At 56.9% G+C, this 21723-nt stretch carries 20 protein-coding genes, 1 pseudogene and 1 riboswitch; of the genes and pseudogenes, 7 read left to right on the forward strand and 14 right to left on the reverse strand.

All coding sequences use genetic code 11. The features are described 5' to 3' along the window. The first annotated feature begins 190 nt into the window (after nt 1-190). Together ACVWZ0_RS04710 and ACVWZ0_RS04715 are read left to right on the forward strand one after the other, a co-directional pair. On the forward strand, nt 191-955 hold the full coding sequence (locus tag ACVWZ0_RS04710) for a DedA family protein (protein ID WP_253455306.1): 765 nt from the start codon (nt 191-193) through the stop codon (nt 953-955). Nucleotides 956-1403: 448 nt separating this feature from the next. After that, nucleotides 1404-1553 (forward strand): annotated as a pseudogene (locus ACVWZ0_RS04715) (type II toxin-antitoxin system RelE/ParE family toxin); the annotation flags it as partial. A gap of 211 nt (nt 1554-1764) precedes the next feature. On the opposite strand, the gene ACVWZ0_RS04720 reads toward ACVWZ0_RS04715, so the two are convergent. Genes ACVWZ0_RS04720 through ACVWZ0_RS04730 form a run of 3 tightly spaced genes read right to left on the reverse strand, consistent with a single transcriptional unit; the run spans nt 1765 to nt 2894 of the window. Continuing rightward, the gene (locus ACVWZ0_RS04720) at nt 1765-1974 is read right to left on the reverse strand and encodes a hypothetical protein (protein WP_253455305.1); all 210 of its coding nucleotides are present in this window, start codon (nt 1972-1974) and stop codon (nt 1765-1767) included. After that, the gene (locus tag ACVWZ0_RS04725) at nt 1955-2584 is read right to left on the reverse strand and encodes a hypothetical protein (protein ID WP_253455304.1); all 630 of its coding nucleotides are present in this window, start codon (nt 2582-2584) and stop codon (nt 1955-1957) included. Before ACVWZ0_RS04725 ends, ACVWZ0_RS04720 begins: the two co-directional genes overlap by 20 nt. 49 nt (nt 2585-2633) lie before the next feature. Further along, nucleotides 2634-2894 carry a hypothetical protein gene (locus ACVWZ0_RS04730; RefSeq protein WP_253455303.1) on the reverse strand — a complete coding sequence of 87 codons (261 nt, stop codon included), beginning with the start codon at nt 2892-2894 and terminating at the stop codon, nt 2634-2636. Between the two features lie 732 nt (nt 2895-3626). Between ACVWZ0_RS04730 and ACVWZ0_RS04735 the strand changes: the two genes are divergently transcribed. Both ACVWZ0_RS04735 and ACVWZ0_RS04740 read left to right on the forward strand, forming a co-directional pair. After that, nucleotides 3627-4232, forward strand: coding sequence for a TetR/AcrR family transcriptional regulator (locus tag ACVWZ0_RS04735; protein WP_253455302.1), 606 nt, complete (start codon nt 3627-3629; stop codon nt 4230-4232). Nucleotides 4233-4414: 182 nt separating this feature from the next. Beyond that, complete coding sequence (locus ACVWZ0_RS04740; RefSeq protein WP_253455301.1) at nt 4415-5092, forward strand: type 1 glutamine amidotransferase domain-containing protein; 678 nt, start codon at nt 4415-4417, stop codon at nt 5090-5092. A gap of 48 nt (nt 5093-5140) precedes the next feature. On the opposite strand, the gene ACVWZ0_RS04745 is transcribed toward ACVWZ0_RS04740, so the two are convergent. The 6 genes from ACVWZ0_RS04745 to sgrR all read right to left on the reverse strand — a co-directional run bounded on the left by ACVWZ0_RS04745 (nt 5141) and on the right by sgrR (nt 12447). Continuing rightward, nucleotides 5141-5956 carry an arginase family protein gene (locus ACVWZ0_RS04745; protein WP_253455300.1) on the reverse strand — a complete coding sequence of 272 codons (816 nt, stop codon included), beginning with the start codon at nt 5954-5956 and terminating at the stop codon, nt 5141-5143. Between the two features lie 175 nt (nt 5957-6131). After that, nucleotides 6132-6968: an SDR family oxidoreductase gene (locus ACVWZ0_RS04750; protein WP_253455299.1), complete on the reverse strand. Its 837-nt coding sequence runs from the start codon at nt 6966-6968 to the stop codon at nt 6132-6134. 377 nt (nt 6969-7345) lie between these two features. Next, nucleotides 7346-8047 (reverse strand): thiamine ABC transporter ATP-binding protein ThiQ, encoded by a 702-nt coding sequence (thiQ, locus tag ACVWZ0_RS04755; protein ID WP_253455298.1) that lies wholly within the window; start codon nt 8045-8047, stop codon nt 7346-7348. Further along, on the reverse strand, nt 8031-9650 hold the full coding sequence (thiP, locus tag ACVWZ0_RS04760; protein ID WP_253455297.1) for a thiamine/thiamine pyrophosphate ABC transporter permease ThiP: 1620 nt from the start codon (nt 9648-9650) through the stop codon (nt 8031-8033). Before thiP ends, thiQ begins: the two co-directional genes overlap by 17 nt. Next, on the reverse strand, nt 9626-10612 hold the full coding sequence (thiB, locus tag ACVWZ0_RS04765) for a thiamine ABC transporter substrate binding subunit (RefSeq protein ID WP_253455296.1): 987 nt from the start codon (nt 10610-10612) through the stop codon (nt 9626-9628). Before thiB ends, thiP begins: the two co-directional genes overlap by 25 nt. 39 nt (nt 10613-10651) lie before the next feature. Further along, a riboswitch (TPP riboswitch) is annotated at nt 10652-10750 on the reverse strand. Nucleotides 10751-10785: 35 nt separating this feature from the next. Then, nucleotides 10786-12447, reverse strand: coding sequence for an HTH-type transcriptional regulator SgrR (gene sgrR / locus ACVWZ0_RS04770; RefSeq protein WP_253455295.1), 1662 nt, complete (start codon nt 12445-12447; stop codon nt 10786-10788). 245 nt (nt 12448-12692) lie between these two features. On the opposite strand from sgrR, the gene ACVWZ0_RS04775 reads away from it, so the two are divergent. Continuing rightward, a complete protein-coding gene (locus ACVWZ0_RS04775) occupies nt 12693-13871 on the forward strand; it encodes a sugar efflux transporter (protein WP_253455294.1) in 1179 nt (392 codons plus the stop codon). A 45-nt stretch (nt 13872-13916) separates the two neighbouring features. On the opposite strand, the gene leuD is transcribed toward ACVWZ0_RS04775, so the two are convergent. The 5 genes from leuD to ACVWZ0_RS04800 form a co-directional block, all read right to left on the reverse strand. After that, a complete protein-coding gene (gene leuD / locus ACVWZ0_RS04780; protein ID WP_253455293.1) occupies nt 13917-14522 on the reverse strand; it encodes a 3-isopropylmalate dehydratase small subunit in 606 nt (201 codons plus the stop codon). 2 nt (nt 14523-14524) lie between these two features. After that, nucleotides 14525-15928 carry a 3-isopropylmalate dehydratase large subunit gene (leuC, locus tag ACVWZ0_RS04785; protein ID WP_253455292.1) on the reverse strand — a complete coding sequence of 468 codons (1404 nt, stop codon included), beginning with the start codon at nt 15926-15928 and terminating at the stop codon, nt 14525-14527. Between the two features lie 2 nt (nt 15929-15930). Further along, nucleotides 15931-17019 carry a 3-isopropylmalate dehydrogenase gene (gene leuB, locus ACVWZ0_RS04790; protein ID WP_253455291.1) on the reverse strand — a complete coding sequence of 363 codons (1089 nt, stop codon included), beginning with the start codon at nt 17017-17019 and terminating at the stop codon, nt 15931-15933. Next, complete coding sequence (leuA, locus tag ACVWZ0_RS04795) at nt 17019-18578, reverse strand: 2-isopropylmalate synthase (protein ID WP_253455290.1); 1560 nt, start codon at nt 18576-18578, stop codon at nt 17019-17021. Before leuA ends, leuB begins: the two co-directional genes overlap by 1 nt. A gap of 256 nt (nt 18579-18834) precedes the next feature. Further along, nucleotides 18835-19122: a hypothetical protein gene (locus tag ACVWZ0_RS04800; protein ID WP_253455289.1), complete on the reverse strand. Its 288-nt coding sequence runs from the start codon at nt 19120-19122 to the stop codon at nt 18835-18837. 365 nt (nt 19123-19487) lie between these two features. On the opposite strand from ACVWZ0_RS04800, the gene ilvI reads away from it, so the two are divergent. Beyond that, the gene (ilvI, locus tag ACVWZ0_RS04805) at nt 19488-21209 is read left to right on the forward strand and encodes an acetolactate synthase 3 large subunit (protein ID WP_253455288.1); all 1722 of its coding nucleotides are present in this window, start codon (nt 19488-19490) and stop codon (nt 21207-21209) included. 2 nt (nt 21210-21211) lie between these two features. After that, nucleotides 21212-21703 carry an acetolactate synthase small subunit gene (gene ilvN, locus ACVWZ0_RS04810; protein ID WP_125288984.1) on the forward strand — a complete coding sequence of 164 codons (492 nt, stop codon included), beginning with the start codon at nt 21212-21214 and terminating at the stop codon, nt 21701-21703. The last annotated feature ends 20 nt before the right edge of the window (nt 21704-21723 follow it).

The following is a 21723-nucleotide window of genomic DNA, read 5'->3' on the forward strand; positions in this document are numbered from 1 at the left end:
CACCGCCATGCGGGCCTATAATAGCATGTTTATTTATACAGTTCTTACTTCGCCAGCGCCGCTCACCGGCAAGCGCTTTTCTTCTTTACCTGAAAAGAAGAAATATCCGCATTCCCATACAAAACAGCGCTTGACGGATCCCGGACGGGCCAGGACAATCCGGCTTTCCAATAAACAGAATGTGAAATCTATGGAAGCCTGGCTGGAACACCTTATAACTCAATCAGTTGCCTGGTCTTTACTGGCAGTAGGCCTGGTCGCCTTTTTCGAGTCGCTGGCGCTGGTTGGGCTGCTGCTGCCGGGCACCGTGCTGATGGCCTCGCTGGGCGCACTGGTCGGCAGCGGACAAATCAGTCTCTATCCGGCCTGGGGCGTGGGGATTATCGGCTGCCTGCTGGGCGACTGGATCTCCTACTTTATCGGCTGGCAGTTCAAAGGGCCGCTGCACCGCTGGTCATTTATTAAAAAGCATCAGCCGCTGATGGATAAAACCGAACACGCGCTGCATCAGCACAGCATGTTCACCATTATTATCGGCCGCTTTATCGGCCCGACGCGGCCGCTGATCCCGCTGGTGGCGGGGATGCTGGAGCTGCCGGTAAAGAAGTTTATCCCGCCTAATTTAATCGGCTGCGTGCTGTGGCCGCCTCTGTACCTGCTGCCAGGCATCCTGGCTGGCGTGGCGATTGACGTGCCGAAGGACGCCAGCAGCAGCCTGTTTAAATGGCTGCTGCTGGCGGTAGCGCTGCTGGTGTGGCTGGGCGGCTGGCTGGGCTGGCGCTGGCTGCGCGCCAAAAAACAACATGACTGGGCGACGGCCTATTTGCCGGAGAGCCGCCTGCGCTGGCTCGCGCCGCTGATGATGGCGGCGGGCGTCGCCAGCTTCGTGGCGATCCAGTTCCATCCGATGATGCCCATCTTCCGCCATCTGCTGTGGCAGGTGTTTATCGGCTAGTTCGCCAACCATGCCACGAGATCCGCCGTGAAACGTGACGGATTCGCTGATATTAACGCGATCCATCTTCATGCGGTTGCCCGGTGCGGTTTCGGCCGGGTAGCAAAATGAGATGCCAGGCAGTAGCTTCACAAAAGGAAGGCATAAAGAGCAGCGCGACATGTGGCGCGTTGAAGAACGAGTGGTTATGGGCCGCTGCCCGCTGACGACCTTCTTTTTACCGTTTCGCTGAATGACAGCACGCGTCCTTCAGACGCAGCGGATAGAACCTGATTATTCATGGCACTTCTCCTTGTGAAGTGCTCCCTGCGCCAGCGGGGATAGACCGGTTAGCGCCCTGAATGCCAATCACAGCCCCGGGTGTTCCCCGCGCCAGCGGGGATAAATCGAAACTGTATATTCAGCCGCTTTTAGATTTGATGTGTTCCCCGCGTGAACGGGGATAAACCGGACGATGGGCGGCGATATAGCCCGTGGGTTGTGGGTTTATCAGTCAGGCAGTAAGATTTACCTACTACGCATCTTTGTTAAAAAAACGCCCCCCACAGAGATTGCGTTATTTCTTGTCGTTAGTGAGTTATCCGTCTGCTACAAATGAGCTACGCAGCCCCAAGCGATTGAGGCTGAAAAATGGACAAATTTTTCTTTGCTTTTGTTGTCCTGCTTTCAGTACTGAAATCTTTCGGAGGAGATACGCCAGCGATTAACATCCACGCGGACAACTTCCTTAATATTTCAGTCACTAGCAGCAAGTAACCCATACAGAGGTCGGAATTATCCGGCCTTCTGTAAAATTCTATAGCGGCATATTATCGCCGGTCTGCCTTTTCGGCGATCAGATAAGTCAGTCCATAAACCACAAGGCCAGCGATCAAAACCAATAAGGGGTTAATGACGCGCATCGCCCCTTCGCTGAGTGTTGCGGCCAGAAAAATACCTATAACGACGGCCATAAGCACCAGACCGCCAGAAATCTCGGCTATCAACTTGCGAACCAGCCTAATAATTTTCGATAGCATTAATAAATTCCTGTGAGGCTGTCGGATTTTTGCGCAGCGTTTCGCCCATCTTGATGTAGTTTTGCAACGGCTCTTCAAAGAAAAAATAGAGCATATCGTAATCTTTAACCCGCAATTTTTGCCACAGCTGGGGGTTTTGCATGTGTAAACGCCTGGACGACTCACAGGCCCGCGAGATCACCCCCTGAGCCACCATGCCGCCGGTCATGGTTCCCGTCAGTCCCCGCAAGGCAATCCGGGAAATAAAAGACAGCATCACGCCGCTGACCACTTTTGATCCCAGATAAGAAGAGAGCGCAAGCTGGGTCGTTGTTCGGCTGGTCATCGAGGTGGCACCGCCGATCAGTTTGTCGTACACCTTCTTTAACGCCGGTTCTGGCAAATTTTTTAGCGAGTCGTCAATGATGATTTTTGCGATCTGGGTTATTTCGTTTCTGTCCCTGAAAGCATTCCTGATAGCCCGCCCCACGCGAATATCGTCCTGCATGTTGCGGTACTGTATGCGGCGGCCACCGTCGGAAAGGTTCAGATCCTGGAAGGTGCGTTCAAGCCCCAGATAAAAATCCATTGGTACCGATATAACGCCCGACATTATCGACTTGGCCAGCATTGTTGCGTTAATTCCCTTTCTCCTTTTGGGGGCTGTGATCCAGATTTGTTTAAATATGATACATATTAAAAATACTGAACCACAAGGACAAGGTTTGCTCGTCGGTTTGAGGCCGCGCCCTTACTGGCTTAACAGGTGATCCTGATTTTTTATCTATATCTATATAGTCAGAAAAATTGGGAGCATTTTCAGGCTTCAATGTCTGCGGCTGTTTCAGGGCAAAGAACGTTTGGCCATCCTGCGCACGCTGTGCCAGCACATCGGCAACGAATGAGTAAGATTCCGGAATAACTGACCATACCCAGTTCATGCGTGTTCCCCGCGCCAGCGGGGATAAACCGTCCTGTCCGGTAATCAGACGGCGCACCGACTCGTGTTCCCCGCGTGAGCGGGGATAAACCGTCCACGTAATTGCGTGGTAACTCCAGCCGGGCGTGTTCCCCTCGCCAGCGGGGATAAACCGGCCTTAATTTCTGTCTGTGCCGTCTGGCTCTGGTGTTCCCCGCTCATGTGAACACACTTTTCCAATTTGCTACTAACAGGCATGGCGAGGTTTGTCCCCAAAAATACGGAAGAAGGTTGCTTACGGCTGCGATAATACAACTTATATGCGCGAAAGGGCTGACACCACGCGGAGCAGACGACATTCCAAACTCTTCTTCCGGTAGAATACAATCCCAGGCCCGGCTAATGCCGCCGTGCTGAAGTATTAAACGGATCATATATGAGGCAATACAGAACGCGCGACTTTCTGCCGTTCAAGCCTGCGCCATGTCGCTTTTGCTTAGTGGTTTACTAAATTTTTCCGCACGGACAAAGGCGATGGCGTGCCCATAAGTACGCAGATCAATCCAAGGCCGTCGGTGCCGAAACCGATAGCGTTAGGGAGTGCTCACGGGCGCGTAAATTAACCGACTCATTTTCCGGAGAACGCAACGCGTCAAAAGAGTCGCTTTCAGAGCATTTTACCATGTTAAAAGCGCTGTCAAAAAAAAACTAAGATATTCTAGACGACCGGTCTAATCAGGTGTAAGGTTAGTTCATGAACACAGCGACGCATAAACACAAAGACGATGTCCGCGAGCATATCCTCGCCACCGGACAGCGCATCATGGCGGGCAGAGGCTATTCGGCCGTCGGGCTGAACGAAATCCTGACCGAAGCGGGCGTGCCTAAAGGCTCCTTCTATCACTATTTCGGCTCCAAGGATGCCTTTGCTGTCGCCATGCTGGAAAGCTATTTTGCCGACTACCTGGCCGGGCTTGACCACACGATGAGCCAGCCCGGTGCCAATATGGCGCAGCGGCTGATGAACTACTGGCAGCAGTGGCAGGATACACAGTCCTTCCAGGACTGTCAGGGCAAATGCCTGGCGGTAAAGCTGGGGGCGGAAGTGGCCGACCTGTCGGAAAATATGCGACTTGCGCTGGAAAAAGGCACTTCGCAAATTGTGGCGCGGCTGGCTGAAGCCATTGAGGCTGGCGCAAAGGAAGGGTCACTGCGGATTATCGACGAGCCAGGCCGGGTCGCGGAAAGTCTTTACCAGCTCTGGCTGGGCGCGAGCGTGATGGTGAAAATCGTTCGCCACAAAGGGCCGTTTGCCTCAGCCATGCTGTTAACCCGGCACACGCTGGGCCTGGCAGGCTGAAGCGCCGTTTGCTTCAGCGGTCCGGCAAATGCGTGGCCTGGCAGGCCAAAGCGCCGCTAAGCCAGGCGGATAGTTTTATTACAGGTTTACGATCGACAGGGCCAGCAGGCTGGCCTGTTTTTTTACCCCGAGATTAGACGACTGGTCTACTATATATTAATGCCACCATGCGGAGAGACACGATGAAAGTTTTAATGGTTCTGACCTCACACGATCGACTGGGCGACACCGGCCGTAAAACCGGTTTCTGGCTGGAAGAGCTGGCCGCGCCTTATTATGCCTTTAAAGATGCGGGCGCCGAAGTAACTCTGGCTTCGCCGGCTGGCGGCAATCCGCCGCTGGATCCGAAAAGCAACGAGCCGGATTTTCAGACTGAGATGACGCATCGCTTTGAGGCTGACGCCGACGCTGTTGCGCAGCTTGCCGCTACCGTGCGTCTGGACACGATTTCCCAGGCCGATTACGACACGGTGTTTTATCCGGGCGGCCACGGCCCGCTGTGGGATCTGGCTGAGGACAAGCATTCCATCGCCCTGATTGAATCTTTCCTCGCCGCAGAAAAACCGGTAGCGCTGGTTTGTCATGCGCCTGGCGTGCTGCGCCATGTGAAAACGCCGGCGGGCCGTCCGCTGGTGGAAGGGAAAAAGGTCACGGGCTTCGCCAACAGCGAAGAAGAAGGCGTCGGCCTGACCAACGTGGTGCCTTTCCTGGTAGAGGATGAGCTGGTGGCGCAGGGCGGCATCTACTCTAAGGGCGCCGACTGGGGCTCTTACGTGGTTCAGGATGGATTGTTAATTACCGGCCAGAACCCTGGCTCCTCAGCGGCAACAGCCGCGCTGCTTCTCAAACAGTTCGCATAATCATCGCTTTCCTGCGGCGCAATGCCGCAGGATCCCATCGGGCCGCGGCTATTGCAGTAGCGGCATCAGCGCGGCTACCAATTTTTCAGGCGAAACTGGCGGCCCTTCCGGCTGCCAGGCGTTCTGCAATTCCGCTATCTCTATACCGATTAAAGACGAACAGGCGAGCACTTTGCAGCAGGCCGTCAGTTCCGCCAGCGTTAATCCTCCCTCTGACTGATAATCTGTCGGCACCGTGCCCGGGGCCAGCACGTCGCAATCCAGATGCACATAAACCGCACGGCCAGCAACGGCCTTACGCAGGCGATCCGGCAAATCTTCACCGGGCGGAAGGCAGGAAATATTGTGCTGCTCGATCAGGTTCACTTCAAAAGGATCGAGATCGCGCTGGCCGACCAGCACGACCTGTTCCATCCTGATACCGCTGCCCAGGCCGGTGTCCCAAAGGCCCAGCGGCCCGGCCAGAGCCAGTCCGCCCAGAAATCCACTGGTGGAAGAAGCCGGCGTATTGAGATCGGCGTGCGCGTCGAACCACACCAGACAAGCGTCGGGATAATGTTGCGCCAGCGCGGGCAGCGTCGCCAGCGACACGGCACAGCGGCTGGTGGCCGCTACGGAAACGGCTCCGGAGGCAAACACGGCGGCAAAATGTTGTTGTACCGCGTGCAAATCGGGCATGGCCGCGTCCAGCTCTTCGCGCCAGCCTGCGCTCAGCGCCGGTTTGGGCGTACCGATAACAGTCGGCCGCTGGCCGAGGCAGGATGCCAGCGCGTTACCAAGGGATTTGGCCGCTGGGATCGCAAGATCGTTATGGTCTCCGGCACGCCCCTGAAAAATAGTACAGACAGTGTGGTTTTCGACCATCAGGCTGCTCCGGTTAATTGCCAGGGAGGATTAAACATAAAACAGCGGGGAATGACGCACAAGATGGCATGATGTTTTACACAAAACCCGGCCGTTTGCCATAAACGCAAGCGGCCAGGTGAATACTTTGCAGACTGAAGATACGAGGCGGTTTTCAGACGAAGAAACGGCGGGCCTAAACAGCCAGCCCGTTGACCCTTAACATAAACAGGTCGCCTTCCCGGATTTCCCTTTTTCTTTCCAGCAGCAAATCGAGATCGTCTCTGACGGTAAGATAAAGTCCGCTTAACGACCTGTATTTCCCGCTGCACAGTTTTTCAATATTGATCAGGCTTTGCGTTTCATCAACGGTATTCCCGGCATCTTTTTCATCATATACCCACTGCAAGGCTTTTCCGCGAGCGCTGTTGCTGTCGGTGATGGTATCAATCAGATTCGTTACCATGCCGGTGGAATGAACCAGGCCGGGGTGATAGGCGTAAAGAGAGATATTTTCACGCTTCATTTCAACCGCAAGATTTTCGGTTAATTTAATCACGGCCGCTTTGGTTACGGAATAAGAGGTACAATAAGGCCAGCGGTAAACCCCGGCATTACTGACGATATTAATAATAATCCCACGCTTTTTCACACGCATTGGCTTTAGCGCCTCATGCGTGCAATAAGAAAGGCCAAGCAGGTTAATATTGATGGCCTCAAACCAGTCGTCCAGTTCGATATCGGCAAATTTATCTACCGGCCCCCAGACGCCGGCGTTGTTGATCACAACATCAATATGACCAAACTTGTCGGCTATGCTGGCAAAGCAGGCGGCAACCGCGACCCGATCGGTAACGTCGCACTGGAGGCAGTGAACGGCACCGCCAAACTCCTCTTCAAGTTCGGCCAGTCTTTGCGCATCTCTGCCGGTAATAATAACCCGATGATCTTTCGCCAGCGCTCTGGCATAGGACAGGCCAAGCCCTTTAGACCCACCGGTGATTAATATCGTCTTTTTTTGCGCATCAATCATTGCCTGTTTTCCTTTAATAAAATAGATTTCTGGTCATGCTTGCTATATCGCATTAGTAACATATCTTTATGTAACTTACATGACATTCATCATTCATTTTATTTATGGCAGGATAATAGTTTGTTTCTGAGTTGAATTAACAGATGAATAAGGTGATTATTCCTGTACGTTAATATATGGCAATAAAAAGGAAATTATTTAATAAGTAAATAAAGCCGTCTGGCCCTGTTGATATCAATATATCTGTGCCGTTGCAGGAAAGATGACTTAGTTAGCAGTGCCAGTTTAATGTGGACTGTAGTTATGCCAGTGAATGCTTATGACGTGGCTCGGCTTAAGGCAGAGAGGCCCGGTATGTAAACCAGGCGCCGCCGCCGTTACCGCAGGCTAATGCCTAATATGGCCGCCTCTTTGACCTCACCGTTAAGCAAGGCGGAAGTGCTGCCGTCCCAGAAAATCCGGCCATCGACCACCAGGGCGCTGCGCGGCGTGATGCGCGCCGAATCCTCAATACTGTGCGACACCATCAGCAGCGTCATCTTTCTTTCCCGACAAACTTCATCCGTCAACGCCAGCATCTCTTTACGCAGCGCCGGATCCAGCGCCGAGAACGGTTCGTCCAGCAGCAGGATCGGCTGCTGGCGCACCAGGCAACGGGCCAGCGCGGCGCGCTGACGCTGCCCGCCGGAAAGCTCGCCCGGCAGACGGGGCAGATAGTCTTCCAGACCGACCCTCTCCGCAATCGTCTGCAAGCTTCGCTGCTGTTCCGCCGTCAGCCGCAGCCCCGGATGCAGCCCCAGCCCGATATTTTGCGCTACGGTAAGATGGGGAAACAGGTTATTTTCCTGAAACAGCATGGAAACCGGCCGCCTGGCCGGCGGCGTAGCGCGATGATCTTCGCCGTTCAGCCGCAGTTCGCCACTGTCGGCGGTAAGAAAACCCGCTACCAGGCTCAGCAGGGTGCTTTTACCTGCGCCGCTGGGGCCAAGTATCGCCAGGCGCTCCCCGGCCTGCATCGACAGGGAAAAGCGCATCGGCAGATGCTGGTAGATCCAGGTAAGGTTAGTCAACGTCAGCATGGCGTCCCGGCAGTTTTTCAATCAGGGTAAACAAAAGAAAGCAGAGCAGCAGCAGCAGCAGCGCGGTCACCGCGCCATCTTCGCTGCGATAGGCGCCCATCTGCTGGTAAAGCCAGAACGGCAGGGTGCGGAAATCTTCATTGCCGAACAGCGCCACCACGCCGAAATCGCCGACCGACAGCACGCTGGCAAACGCCAGCGCCTGCGCCAGCGGCCGTTTTAACGCGCGCAGCTCGATCAGCCGCAGACGGTTCAGCCCGCGAATATCCAGCGCCAGACAAAGGCGGCTGTAGCGCTCGGCGATATCGCGCAAAGGATTTTCCAGCACTTTCATCGCGTAGGGCACGGCCATCAGCGCATTGGTAAAGATAACAATGCCGTCCGCAGACTGCGGCAGACCGAGGGTATCGTTCAGCAACAGGAAAAAACCGGTCGCCAGCACGATCCCCGGCATCGCCAGGATCAGCATCCCGCTCAGCTCCATCAGCTGGCCCGCGAAAGGCTGCTGGCGCAGGCGCAGCTCGCGGCTGCTCCACAGCAGCATCGTGGTCAGCAGCACGCAGAGCACGCCGGCGCCCAGGGCGATGCGTAGCGAGGTAAAGGTCGCCTGCCAGAGCGCGGGCTGTTGCAGGACGCTAAACAGGTTGCTGTTCAGGCCGCTGGCAGTCACGGCCAACAGCGGCGGCGCGATCAGCAGCAGCAGCAGCAACAGCAGTACGCCGTCCAGCAGCTTCGCGCCCGGCGCTTCCTGCTTATCCCGCCAGCCTTGCAGATGAGTGGTGCCTGACGGCAGCGCTTTACTCAGCCGCTGGCTCAGCAACACCAGGCTCAGGCAGCAGATCATTTGCAGCAGCGCCAGTAAGGCGGCGCGGCCGGGATCGTAATCAAAATTCAGCGCCTGAAAAATCGCCAGCTCGATAGTGGTGGCCTTAGGGCCGCCGCCCAGCGCCAGCACGGTGGCGAAGCTGGCGAAGCAGAGCATAAAGATCAGCGAGCCGACCGGCAGCAGCTGGCGCCGCAGCCAGGGCCACTCAACCAGGCGAAACTGATGCCAGCCCGTGACGCCCAGCTGCGCGGCCAGCTGGCGCTGTTCGGTGGGGATTTGCTCCAGCGTTTGCAGTAGCAGCCTGGCGGCCAGCGGCAGGTTAAAAAAGACGTGCGCCAACAAAATGCCCTGCAAACCATAAGGCGTAAAGTGATAGTCCACGCCCAGCCAGGCGCACAGCGACGCCAGCCATCCCGTACGCCCGTAAACGCTGAGGATACCGAATACCGCCACCAGCACCGGCAGCACCAGCGTCATCGCGCAAAGGCGCAGCACGAGTTGCCTGCCCGGAAAGCGGCGGCGATACAACGCCCGCGCCAGCGGCACGGCGGGCGTCAGCGCCAGCAAAGCGGAGAGAAACGCCTGCCAGAAGGAAAAGCGGAGGACGTGCCACAGATAGCTGTCTTCCCAAAGCGCGCGGGCGCTGACCGGCGCGTTGCGCCCCAGCGCGATAAAGGCGAGCAGCGCCACGGCGACCAGCAGCGTGGCGGCCAGGCAGCCAGGAACGAGGCTGCCTGAAGGCTGATAGCTGGCTAGCGGCTGACGGCGCGTTGCCATTCGCTGATCCATTGGCTGCGATGGCTGGCGACGTCCTGCGACGAATATTGCAGCGTGGTTTTCGGCAGGGTCAGCGTGTCAAAGCCTGCCGGCAGCTTGCCCGCCACGGCGGGATACATCCAGTTGCCCTGCGGAATGGTCTGCTGGAAAGGCTGAGCCAGTATAAACTGCATAAACTTCTGCGCCAGCTGCGGCTGTTTACTGGTTTTAAGCTGCCCGGCGACTTCCACCTGGAGGTAATGACCTTCACTAAAGTCGGCAGCGGCATACTGCGTTTTTTTCTCGGCAATCAAATGATAAGCGGGTGAGGTGGTGTAGCTCAGCACCATGTCGGCTTCGCCCTTCAGAAACAGGCCGTAAGCCTCGCTCCAGCCTTTGGTCACGGTCACGGTTTTCTGCGCCAGCTTCTGCCAGGCGGCGGGCGCGTTATCGCCATAGACTTTCTGCATCCACAGCAGCAGGCCCAGTCCCGGCGTGCTGGTGCGCGGATCTTCGTAGATAATTTTCAGCGGCTGACTGCCCTCGACCAGCTCTTTCAGGCTTTTGGGCGGGTTTTGCAGTTTAGTTTTGTCATAGACAAAGGCGAACCAGCCGTAGTCGTAGGGAACGAAAGTGCTGTTTGACCAGCCGCCCGGCACGGTGACGCTGCGCGTATCGACGCCGCTGGCGGCAAACAGTCCGGTTTTTTCCGCCGCGTCCAGCAGGTTGTTATCCAGCCCCAGCACCACGTCGGCGCGGCTGTTTTTCCCTTCCATACGCAGGCGGTTCAGCAGCGCGACGCCGTCGGGCAGGGCGACATAGCGCAGCTCGCAGCCGCAGTCGGCCTCAAAAGCCTTTTTAATGGCCGGACCGGGTCCCCATTCGGAAGAGAAGGAGTCATAGGTATAAACCGTCAGCGCGGGTTTGGCGGCAACGGCGGAAAGCGAGCAGAGCAGCAGCAGAGGCAGGATTTTTTTTAGCACCTGGAGTTCCTTGAGGGTCAGGCGACGCGCGATCTGAGCAGGTGAAGCACTCTCAAATCCCTACGCCGGTATTAGCCGGGTCAGGTTCGACGGGTTTATCTCAGCGTCGGCCAATGCCGCGCACCCCGTTGAGAACGGCTTATTCTAATGATTTCTACAGGGTAGCGAAAGCATCATGATTCGGGCGGTGCAAACCACGCGGACTTGAAGTCAAACCAGCCCAGCGTATTCATGCGCACCCCGCGCATACTGCGTTCGCCTTCCAGCAGCAGCCAGTGATGGAAAAGCGGATGAAAGTAGCAGTCGGCTGTCAGCTGCCTGCTCCAGTCGGCCAGCGGGAGCTGCTGTTCGCGCCAGCGCTGCGCATCCTGCTGCCAGTCAATCGGCACGCAGTGTTGCAGCAGCGGGATCTCATACAGCAGGGCAAACAGCGAAAACTCCAGCGGCAGCGTAAAGTTAGCGCTGCCCAGCCAGATGTCGCTTTCCGCCTCGCCCTGATGCCAGCTGGCGTAATCGACCTGCTTCGTAACCAGCGTCACCCCTTGCGCAGCCAGCAGCGGCTGGAGCAAATTAGCAATAGCCTGATGCTCAAGATGATCGCCATACCAGGTCAGCGTAAGCGAGGTCAGGCCCGTCGGCTTTTCCGGCGCGTCCAGATCGCGTCGATGATGCCAGCGCGGCAGCAGCCCGTAGGCCGGAAACCAGTAGCGCTGATAGCCCGCTCCGGCACGGTTCAGCAACGCTATCGGGTTGGCGATGGCGCTGACCCAGCGACGGATCTGCTCGTCCCGTCCCAGCGGCGAACGCTGGTCGAACAGCAGAAAATAGCAGCCTTCTTCAAGGCGGCTCTCTTCCGATTTTTCATCCAGGCTGCCGCCTTCCAGCCTGACGCCGGAATAGACCAGCTCCTCGCTGATTTCCGGTAATACCCAGATGTTGACCTCATCAAGCAGCGCGCGGTAGCCGAAATAGGCGTCGAAGGCTTCGATCTTAAGCTGGCTCTGCTGATTACGCACCACGGCATAGGGCCCGGTGCCGACGGGCTGACGGCTGAAATCGGGCAGAAAAGGCCACTCTTTCGGCACGATCAGCGCGCCGACGCCCGCCAGCAGCCACGGCAGCCAGCGGTCGGGCTGGTGCAGATGAATATCCAGCGTCCAGGGCGTGGAAGAGTGAATACGGACGATATTGGCGAAAAGCGGCTGCGTCCGCGCGCGTTCCAGCGTGGCGATCACATCCGCCATCTCCAGCTCGCGTCCGTGATGGAAATGCACCGCAGGGCGTAAATAGAAGCGCCAGTGCAGCGAAGAAACCGACTGCCAGTGGTGGGCGATATCCGGCTCGATTTCCCCGTTTTCCTCATTTATGCGCGTCAGGCCGCTGAAGATCTGCCGGGCCAGATGCGTTTCCGAACGACGCAACGCGGTGGCGGGATTCAGGTTCAGCAGCGAGCGATAATAGAGCACCCGCAGGATATGTTTTCCCTGGCGAAAGCTGCGGCCGAGATGAGAGAGCAGCATCTGCCGCACGGTATTTTTATCGCCGACCAGCTGCACCAGCTGATCGATGCGATCCTGCTCCAGCAGGTCTTCCGCGCGCTGCTGCTGCAGCGCCAGGCCCGTATAGTGAAACGTCAGCTTCGAGCGCTTGCCGCGCCCGGCTTCTGCCTGCCAGGTTAGCCAGCCCGCCTGCTGCATGGCGCCAAGCAGGTTACGCATATGGCGACGCGAACAGCTAAGCTGGAGCGCCAGCTGGTCGAGCGTGGTTTCCTGCGGCTGGCCCTCGCAGCTCTGCCAGAGCCGGATAAACTGCTGCTGTAAACGCGTTGATTGCATAAAAGGGGAACTCTTGCTGAAAAGTCGCCTGTTTTTCTTGCCCTATATTAAGGCAATACTGGTTAGCGATGAAAGTGCGGGAGGCATTCTTTTGAATGGCGCGCTTTCAAGACTTTATATCTGAGTAAGGTGTGCTTTCACCAGCCAGCAGGCGTCTTGCCCGCTGGCTTTTTTCATTTCCCGTTTTCTTCTATGCTTGCTGTTTGCGCCCGCGTGCGGGCCTCTTTATTTGCAAGGGATGTGGTATGAAATCGTTGCTTACGCGTCAACGTCGTATTAACCCGGTTTACCTCGCTTTTATGGCTGTCTCTTTTATGGTGGGTATCGCGGGGGCGCTACAGGCGCCAACGCTGAGCCTGTTTCTGACGCGCGAAGTGGGCGAGCGGCCATTCTGGGTGGGGCTGTTTTATACCGTGAACGCAATTGCCGGTATTGCGGTCAGCCTGCTGCTGGCGAAACGATCGGACAACCGTGGCGATCGACGTATGCTGATCCTCTTTTGCTGTCTGATGGCGACAGGCAACGCGCTGCTGTTCGCTTTTAACCGCGATTATCTGACGCTGATCACTTTTGGCGTGCTGCTGTCAGCGTTGGCCAGCGTCGCCATGCCGCAAATTTTTGCGCTGGCGCGCGAGTATGCGGACAGCTCTGCGCGTGAAGTCGTGATGTTCAGTTCGGTAATGCGCGCCCAGCTTTCGCTGGCGTGGGTGATCGGCCCGCCGCTCTCTTTCGCGCTGGCGTTGAACTACGGCTTTACCACCATGTTTTCCGTTGCCGCCGCGCTGTTTGTGCTCTGCATCGCGCTGATCTGGTTTGCGCTGCCTTCCGTACCACGAGTGGAACAGTCGCCGGAGGTGGTTATCACGCAAATCAGCGCGTGGAAAAACAGAGACGTGCGGCTGCTGTTTATCGCCTCGCTGCTGATGTGGACCTGCAACACCATGTATATCATTGATATGCCGCTTTATATCAGCAGCGTGCTGGGCCTGCCGGACAGGCTGGCGGGCCTGCTGATGGGCGTGGCGGCGGGTCTGGAGATCCCGGCGATGCTGCTGGCCGGGCACTATGTTAAGCGCTTCGGCAAGCGCAACATGATGCTGTTTGCCGTGGCGGCGGGCGTGCTGTTTTATCTGGGGCTGGTGCTGTTTCACTCGCGTGCGGCGCTGCTGGCGCTACAGATTTTCAACGCTATTTTTATCGGCATCATCGCCGGGATTGGCATGCTCTATTTTCAGGATCTGATGCCCGGCAGACCAGGTGCGGCCACCACGCTTTTTACCAACAGCATTTCGACCGGCGTGATCCTGGCGGGCGTGTTGCAGGGCGCGCTGGCAGAAACGTTCGGCCACTATTCGGTTTACTGGGGCGCGCTGATCCTCGCCGTCGCGGCTTTGGCGATGTCGGCTAAGGTGAAGGATGTTTGAGTGGAGGGAAGCGGCCCGCTCGGGCCGCTTTTAACCCGACTGAAGCTAGCGCAAGAACGCTGGCTGCCGCCGTTCATACTCGCTGATGCTGGCTTCGTGCTGCAGCGTCAGGCCAATGCTATCCAGCCCGTTCAACAGGCAGTGACGACGGAAAGGATCGATGCTGAAAGCGTAACGCTTGTCGCCTGCCACCACTTCCTGCCTGTCCAAATCCACGGTAAAGCTGACGCCCGGCTCGGCGGCGACCCGTTGAAACAGCGCATCCATTTCGGCTTCGCTTAACGTCACCAGCAGCAGCTGATTATTAAACGCGTTATTGGCAAAAATATCGGCGAAATCACTGCCGATAATCGCCTGGATACCGTAGTCGGTCAGCGCCCAGGGCGCGTGTTCGCGCGAAGATCCACAGCCGAAGTTCTCCCTCGTCAGCATAATGCTGGCGCCGCGAAAGGCCGGTTTATTCAGGATAAAGTCAGGGTCAGGGATCTGACCTTCCGCATCCTTGTAGCGCCAGTCGTAAAACAGGTTGCGGCCAAAACCGGTGCGCGTCACCATCTGTAAAAACTGCTTCGGGATAATGGCGTCGGTGTCGACGTTGGCGGCGTCCATCGGTACCACCACGCCCGTATGCTGCGTAAATTTTTTCGCCATAGTTACTCCTTATCCAGCTCGCGGATATCGGCAAAGCGACCGGCTACCGCCGCAGCGGCGGCCATCGCCGGGCTGAGCAAATGCGTACGTCCGCCACGGCCCTGGCGGCCTTCGAAATTACGGTTGCTGGTTGAGGCGCAGCGCTCGCCCGGACTCAGGCGATCGTTATTCATCGCCAGACACATCGAGCAGCCGGGCAGGCGCCATTCGAAACCGGCAGCCAGAAAGATTTGATCCAGACCTTCCGCTTCGGCCTGCGCTTTGACCGGCCCGGAGCCGGGCACGACGTAAGCCTGCACGCCAGCGGCGATTTTATGCCCTTTGACCACGGAGGCCGCCGCGCGCAGATCCTCAATACGGGAATTGGTGCAGGAGCCGATAAATACCTTATCAATCCGCACGTCAGTCAGCCTGATGCCCGGTTTGAGATCCATATAGGCCAGCGCTTTTTCCGCCGAGGCGCGTTCAATGGGATCGCTGAAGCTGGCCGGATCGGGGATGACGTCGTTGACGGCGATCACCTGGCCGGGATTGGTGCCCCAGGTGACCTGCGGCGCGATCTCACTGGCATTAAGCGTCACGACTTTATCAAAGCGGGCACCGCTATCGGATTTCAGCGTGCGCCAGTAGGCGACTGCCTGTTCCCAGGCCCCATCTTTGGGCGCAAACTGGCGGCCCTTCACATAATTAAACGTGGTCTCATCCGGCGCGACCAGGCCCGCTTTCGCGCCCAGCTCAATCGCCATATTGCACAGCGTCATGCGGCCTTCCATGCTGAGCTGCTCCACGGCCGGGCCGCAGAACTCCACCACGTGCCCGTTGCCGCCGCCGCTGCCGGTTTTACCGATGATCGCCAGCGCGATATCCTTGGCGGTAATGCCCGGCGCCGTCTGCCCCACGACTTCGATTTTCATGGTTTTAGCGCGCGACTGCTTCAGCGTCTGCGTTGCCAGCACGTGTTCGACTTCTGACGTGCCGATGCCAAACGCCAGCGCGCCGAAAGCGCCGTGGGTAGAAGTATGCGAATCGCCGCAGACGATGGTCATACCGGGCAGCGACATGCCCTGTTCAGGCCCGATAACGTGCACAATGCCCTGAAAAGGATGCTTCAGATCGTACAGCCGCACGCCGAATTCTTCGCAGTTTTTGATCAGCATCGACATCTGAATGCGCGCCATCTCGCCGCTGGCGTTGATATCCCGCGTTTGCGTAGAGACGTTGTGATCCATCGTGGCGAAAGTTTTACCCGGCTGACGCACCGGGCGGCCGTGCGCGCGCAGACCGTCAAAAGCCTGCGCCGAGGTCACTTCATGCACCAGGTGCCTGTCGATATAAAGCAGCGGCGTCTCGTCAGGCGCTTCATACACGACATGGGCGTCAAACAGCTTCTCGTATAATGTTTTCATAATCAGGCTTCGCGGATAAATCGGGCGATAACGGAACCCATCTCCTCGGTGCCGACGGCATCGCCGTCGCCAGCCAGGTCGCCGGTACGGTAATTTTCTGCCAGCGCGCGGCTGATGGCCTGCTCAATGGCATCGGCCGCGTCGGCGGCTTGCAGGCTGTAGCGCAGCAGCAGCGCCAGCGACAGGATCTGAGCGACAGGATTGGCAATATTTTTTCCGGCGATATCCGGCGCGGAGCCGCCTGCCGGTTCAAACAGGCCAAAACCCTGTTCGTTAAGGCTGGCGGAAGGCAGCATCCCCATCGAGCCGGTAATCATCGCACACTCGTCGGAGAGAATATCGCCAAACAGGTTAGAGCAAAGCATAACGTCGAACTGTGAAGGTTCTTTGATCAGCTGCATCGTGGCGTTATCAATATACATATGATGCAGCTCGACATCCGGGTAATCCTGCGCCACTTCCGTTACGATCTGCCGCCATAAAATGGACGATTGCAGCACGTTTGCTTTATCAATCGACGTCACTTTTTTACGGCGCTTGCGGGCAGATTCAAAGGCGATGCGGGCGATGCGTTCGATCTCGAAGCGGTGATAAACCTCGGTATCAAAGGCGCGCTCGTGCTGGCCGCTGCCTTCACGGCCTTTCGGCTGGCCAAAATAGATGCCGCCGGTCAGCTCGCGCACCACCAGAATATCGAAGCCTTTGGCGGCGATATCGGCGCGTAGCGGGCAGAACGCTTCCAGCCCCTGATGCAGGCTGGCCGGCCGCAGGTTGCTGAACAGTCTGAAGTGCTTACGCAACGGCAGCAGCGCACCGCGCTCCGGCTGCTCCGCTGGCGGCAGGTGTTCCCATTTCGGGCCGCCGACGGAGCCAAACAGGATCGCATCCGCCTGTTCGCAGCCCGCCACGGTGGCCGGCGGCAGCGGCTCGCCGTGACGGTCGATGGCAATGCCGCCGACGTCATACTCGCTGGTGGTGATGCGCAGATCGAAACGCTGACGTACCGCATCCAGCACCTTCGCAGCCTGCGCCATGACTTCCGGCCCGATGCCGTCGCCCGGCAATACGGCAATATGATAAGTCCTTGTCATTATACGGCTTCCTTTTCGTTGGCTTTGCGCTGCAGTTCCTGCTCGACCTGGCGCGCGCGCCAGATATTGTTCAGGGCGTTGATCATGGCTTTGGCGGAGGATTCCACGATATCCGTCGCCAGGCCCACGCCGTGGAATTTACGGCCGTTATAGTTCACCACGATATCAACCTGGCCCAGCGCGTCTTTGCCATGGCCTTTGGCGGTCAGCTGATATTTCACCAGCTCGATATCAAAGTCGGTAATACGGTTGATCGCCTGGTAAACGGCATCCACCGGCCCATTGCCCGTCGCGGCTTCGGCGATAGATTCTTCTCCGCAGTTCAGCTTGACCGAAGCGGTTGCCATCACGCTGGAGCCGGACTGCACGCTGAAGTAGTCCAGGCGGAAATGTTCCGGCTCTTCGTTCTGCTTGTTAATAAAGGCCAGCGCTTCCAGATCGTAATCGAACACCTGGCCCTTTTTATCGGCCAGCTTCAGGAAGGCGTCGTACAGGCTGTCCAGATTGTAATCCTGCTCTTTGTAACCCATCTCCTCCATGCGGTGTTTCACGGCCGCACGACCGGAGCGAGAGGTCAGGTTCAGCTGGATTTGGTGCAGGCCGATCGATTCCGGCGTCATGATTTCGTAGTTTTCGCGGTTTTTCAGCACGCCGTCCTGGTGAATACCGGAGGAGTGGGCGAAAGCGCCGCTGCCCACCACGGCTTTATTGGCCGGGATTGGCATATTGCAGATCTGGCTGACCAGCTGGCTGGTGCGGTAGATTTCCTGATGGTGAATATGGGTATGCACGTTCATCAGCTGGCTGCGGGTTTTTATCGCCATGATGGCTTCTTCCAGCGCACAGTTGCCTGCACGCTCGCCCAAACCGTTAATGGTGCCCTCAATCTGGCGCGCGCCAGCCTGCACGGCGGCGATAGAATTGCCGACCGCCATGCCCAAATCGTCATGGGTATGCACTGACAGGATCGCTTTGTCGATATTGGGTACGCGGTTGCGCAGCTGGGTGAAAATGTTGCTGTACTCGCTCGGCAGGGTGTAGCCCACGGTGTCAGGGATATTGATGGTAGTGGCGCCGGCGTTGATGGCGGCTTCCACGACGCGGCACAGATCGTCGATTGGCGTCCGACCGCCGTCTTCGCAGGAAAATTCGACGTCGTCGGTGTAGTTACGCGCATGTTTTACCATGCGCACGGCGCGCTCGATCACTTCCGGCAGCGTGCTGCGCAGCTTGGTGGCGATATGCATGGGCGACGTCGCCAGAAAGGTGTGGATGCGGTAGGCCTCGGCCACGCGCAGCGCTTCGTAAGCCGCATCGATATCTTTTTCCACACAGCGGGCCAGCGCGCAAACACGGCTGTTTTTTACCTGGCGAGCGATAGTCTGCACGGATTCGAAGTCGCCTGGCGAAGAAACCGGAAAACCGACCTCCATCACGTCAACGCCCATACGCTCCAGCGCCAGCGCTATCTGCAATTTCTCTTTCACGCTCAGACTGGCCTGCAATGCCTGTTCACCATCACGCAGCGTGGTATCGAAAATAATAACTTGTTGGCTCATCAGATAATTCCTTTCATGTTTGCATCGCTAATGCTACGAGCATAAAAAAACCCGCGCAGTAGCGCGGGTTTTTTAGTTTGCAAGCCTGAATCAGTGATTCATTCCGCCCACAAGTCTACCGCGCATAAATATGCGTTTAGTAGTAGACCAGGTAGGAGGAGGGTACGGATCATTGAGTCAGGCCTCATAAATTTGCTGTTCCTTTATTGATACTTGAAAGCGGGGGGCGATGTCAAGGCGAGTCACAAGGTTATAATTAGCGACGTAAAATCAGCGCAGAGAAATTATTCTGGCTCAGCAAAGGCAGACAGAACAAAAAGGCGTACGGCAGGCCGCCCAGCAGAAAACCATCGAAAAACAAAAGGGAGTGCTGGCGGTTTTTAGCAAAAATAGCCTTTTTTATCAGGATATTACATAGGTTTTTCTTATAAACAACTTTCACCAACAATGCCCGGTTAGTTAGCGCATTCTTTTTCAGATAGATCGGGAAGCAGCAGAAAAAACTAAATCCGCCGCGATGTTTGAACAGGTAAACTTTATTCAAAGAAGTTCACTCATTAATAACGAAACGATCACACTGGAAAATAAAGCGCAGTCAGCATAAACCGCTTTTTTCCTGGCGAATAGTTAGTGTAAACGTCGACGCGTTAGCGAAACAGGTAGTGCCTTAATGAGGGCTTTCATTCATCAGTCACGTGCAGGACGTTTGCCTGTCGGGTTTTCTGCGGTTATGGTAAATCTTCACTCAAAGCAAAAATAAAACGGGCATCGCCCTGTACCTGGCCGCTGAAAATATTTTTAGCGGTTGAATAAACACAGGTTTTGAACTTATCGGCAGGCAGGCGTTATTTTCTGCATAAGCGCGTTAAGCACGTCGGTAAATCAGCACCTTAAAGCCTGGAGGCAAAAATGGAGATGTTGTCAGGAGCCGAGATGGTGGTCCGATCGTTAATCGATCAGGGCGTAAAACATGTGTTCGGCTACCCCGGCGGGGCAGTACTGGATATCTATGACGCATTGCAAACCGTGGGCGGCATTGACCACGTGCTGGTGCGCCATGAGCAGGGCGCTGTACATATGGCCGATGGCTACGCACGCGCTACCGGCGAAACCGGCGTGGTGCTGGTCACGTCCGGGCCGGGCGCCACCAACGCTATTACCGGCATTGCCACCGCCTATATGGATTCTATTCCTATGGTCGTGCTCTCCGGGCAGGTTCCTTCCTCCCTTATTGGCTATGACGCCTTCCAGGAGTGCGACATGGTCGGTATTTCGCGGCCGATCGTCAAACACAGCTTTATGGTGAGGCAGGTTGAAGATATCCCCACCGTCGTGAAAAAAGCCTTCTGGCTGGCGGCCAGCGGGCGTCCCGGCCCGGTGGTGATCGACCTGCCAAAAGATATGATGAATCCGGCGAACAAGCTGCCGTATCAGTGGCCGGAATCGGTCAGTATGCGCTCTTACAATCCCACGACGCAGGGGCATCGGGGCCAAATCAAGCGCGCGCTGCAAAGCCTGCTGGCGGCGAAAAAACCCGTTCTCTATGCGGGCGGCGGCGTAATCAATGCCGACTGCGCCAACGAGCTGCGCGAGTTCGCCGAACAACTCAATTTGCCGGTGACCTGCTCGCTGATGGGCCTGGGCGCTTTCCCCGGCACCCATCGCCAGTGTTTAGGCATGTTGGGGATGCACGGCACCTATGAAGCGAATATGACGATGCACAATGCCGACGTTATTTTCGCCGTTGGCGTGCGTTTCGATGACCGCACCACCAATAATTTAATGAAGTATTGTCCGAACGCGACGGTGCTGCATATTGATATCGATCCCGCGACTATCTCCAAAACCGTGCCGGCAGACGTGCCGATCGTCGGCGATGCCCGCGATGTGCTGAAGCAGATGCTGGAGATGCTAAAACAGCACAGCGAGCAGGATTGCGACAGCCTGCGCGACTGGTGGCAGAGCATCGAACAGTGGCGAGCGCGTCAGTGCCTGGCGTTCGATCGCAGCAGCGAGAAAATCAAACCGCAGGCGGTAATCGAAACGATCTGGCGTCTGACCAACGGCGACGCCTACGTGACCTCCGACGTGGGGCAGCATCAGATGTTCGCCGCGCTTTATTACCCCTTTGACAAGCCGCGCCGCTGGATCAACTCGGGCGGTCTGGGCACGATGGGTTTCGGCCTGCCTGCCGCGCTGGGCGTCAAGCTGGCGCTGCCGGAGGAAACCGTGGTTTGCGTCACGGGCGACGGCAGTATTCAGATGAATATTCAGGAGCTGTCGACCGCGCTGCAATATAATCTGCCGGTGCTGGTGCTGAGCCTTAACAATCGCTATCTGGGCATGGTGAAGCAGTGGCAGGATATGATCTATTCGGGACGGCATTCGCAATCCTATATGGAGTCGCTGCCCGATTTTATCAGGCTGGCGGAGGCTTACGGCCATGTCGGCATCGGCATTAATCATCCGCATGAGCTGGAAGAAAAACTGAGCCAGGCGCTGGTAGAGCTGCGTAAAGGCCGCCTGGTGTTTGTGGACGTTAACGTTGACGGCAGCGAGCACGTTTACCCGATGCAGATCCGCGGCGGCGGAATGGACGAAATGTGGCTGAGCAAAACGGAGAGGACATAATTATGCGTCGTGTTTTATCGGTACTGCTGGAAAACGAATCCGGCGCATTATCGCGGGTAGTGGGGCTTTTTTCTCAGCGCGGTTACAACATCGAAAGCCTGACCGTCGCGCCTACTGACGATCCGACGCTGTCGCGGATGACTATTCAGACCGTGGGCGACGAGAAGGTGCTGGAGCAGATTGAAAAGCAGCTGCACAAGCTGGTGGACGTGCTGCGCGTCACGGAGCTGGGCCAGGGCGCATTTGTCGAGCGCGAGATCATGCTGGTGAAAATCCAGGCGACCGGCTACGGGCGTGAAGAGGTTAAGCGCAGCGCGGAAATCTTCCGTGGGCAGATCGTCGACGTGACGCCTTCGCTTTATACGGTTCAGCTGGCGGGCACCAGCGACAAGCTGGACGCTTTTTTAAGCACCGTTCGTGAAGTGGCGGAAATCGTTGAGGTTGCACGTTCAGGCGTTGTCGGCGTTGCGCGCGGCGAGCGAATTATGCGCTGATTGCCCCGCGTGATAATTGC

This window comes from Erwinia sp. TECH1 (genome assembly GCF_054057575.1).

What these genes read in the sequence shown, in the direction of transcription:
- ACVWZ0_RS04710 (WP_253455306.1), top strand. Translation starts at nt 191, where the DNA reads ATGGAAGCCTGGCTGGAACACCTTATAACTCAATCAGTTGCCTGGTCT.
- ACVWZ0_RS04720 (WP_253455305.1), bottom strand. Translation starts at nt 1,974, where the DNA reads ATGCTATCGAAAATTATTAGGCTGGTTCGCAAGTTGATAGCCGAGATT.
- ACVWZ0_RS04725 (WP_253455304.1), bottom strand. Translation starts at nt 2,584, where the DNA reads ATGCTGGCCAAGTCGATAATGTCGGGCGTTATATCGGTACCAATGGAT.
- ACVWZ0_RS04730 (WP_253455303.1), bottom strand. Translation starts at nt 2,894, where the DNA reads ATGAACTGGGTATGGTCAGTTATTCCGGAATCTTACTCATTCGTTGCC.
- ACVWZ0_RS04735 (WP_253455302.1), top strand. Translation starts at nt 3,627, where the DNA reads ATGAACACAGCGACGCATAAACACAAAGACGATGTCCGCGAGCATATC.
- ACVWZ0_RS04740 (WP_253455301.1), top strand. Translation starts at nt 4,415, where the DNA reads ATGAAAGTTTTAATGGTTCTGACCTCACACGATCGACTGGGCGACACC.
- ACVWZ0_RS04745 (WP_253455300.1), bottom strand. Translation starts at nt 5,956, where the DNA reads ATGGTCGAAAACCACACTGTCTGTACTATTTTTCAGGGGCGTGCCGGA.
- ACVWZ0_RS04750 (WP_253455299.1), bottom strand. Translation starts at nt 6,968, where the DNA reads ATGATTGATGCGCAAAAAAAGACGATATTAATCACCGGTGGGTCTAAA.
- thiQ (WP_253455298.1), bottom strand. Translation starts at nt 8,047, where the DNA reads ATGCTGACGTTGACTAACCTTACCTGGATCTACCAGCATCTGCCGATG.
- thiP (WP_253455297.1), bottom strand. Translation starts at nt 9,650, where the DNA reads ATGGCAACGCGCCGTCAGCCGCTAGCCAGCTATCAGCCTTCAGGCAGC.
- sgrR (WP_253455295.1), bottom strand. Translation starts at nt 12,447, where the DNA reads ATGCAATCAACGCGTTTACAGCAGCAGTTTATCCGGCTCTGGCAGAGC.
- ACVWZ0_RS04775 (WP_253455294.1), top strand. Translation starts at nt 12,693, where the DNA reads ATGAAATCGTTGCTTACGCGTCAACGTCGTATTAACCCGGTTTACCTC.
- leuD (WP_253455293.1), bottom strand. Translation starts at nt 14,522, where the DNA reads ATGGCGAAAAAATTTACGCAGCATACGGGCGTGGTGGTACCGATGGAC.
- leuC (WP_253455292.1), bottom strand. Translation starts at nt 15,928, where the DNA reads ATGAAAACATTATACGAGAAGCTGTTTGACGCCCATGTCGTGTATGAA.
- leuB (WP_253455291.1), bottom strand. Translation starts at nt 17,019, where the DNA reads ATGACAAGGACTTATCATATTGCCGTATTGCCGGGCGACGGCATCGGG.
- leuA (WP_253455290.1), bottom strand. Translation starts at nt 18,578, where the DNA reads ATGAGCCAACAAGTTATTATTTTCGATACCACGCTGCGTGATGGTGAA.
- ilvI (WP_253455288.1), top strand. Translation starts at nt 19,488, where the DNA reads ATGGAGATGTTGTCAGGAGCCGAGATGGTGGTCCGATCGTTAATCGAT.
- ilvN (WP_125288984.1), top strand. Translation starts at nt 21,212, where the DNA reads ATGCGTCGTGTTTTATCGGTACTGCTGGAAAACGAATCCGGCGCATTA.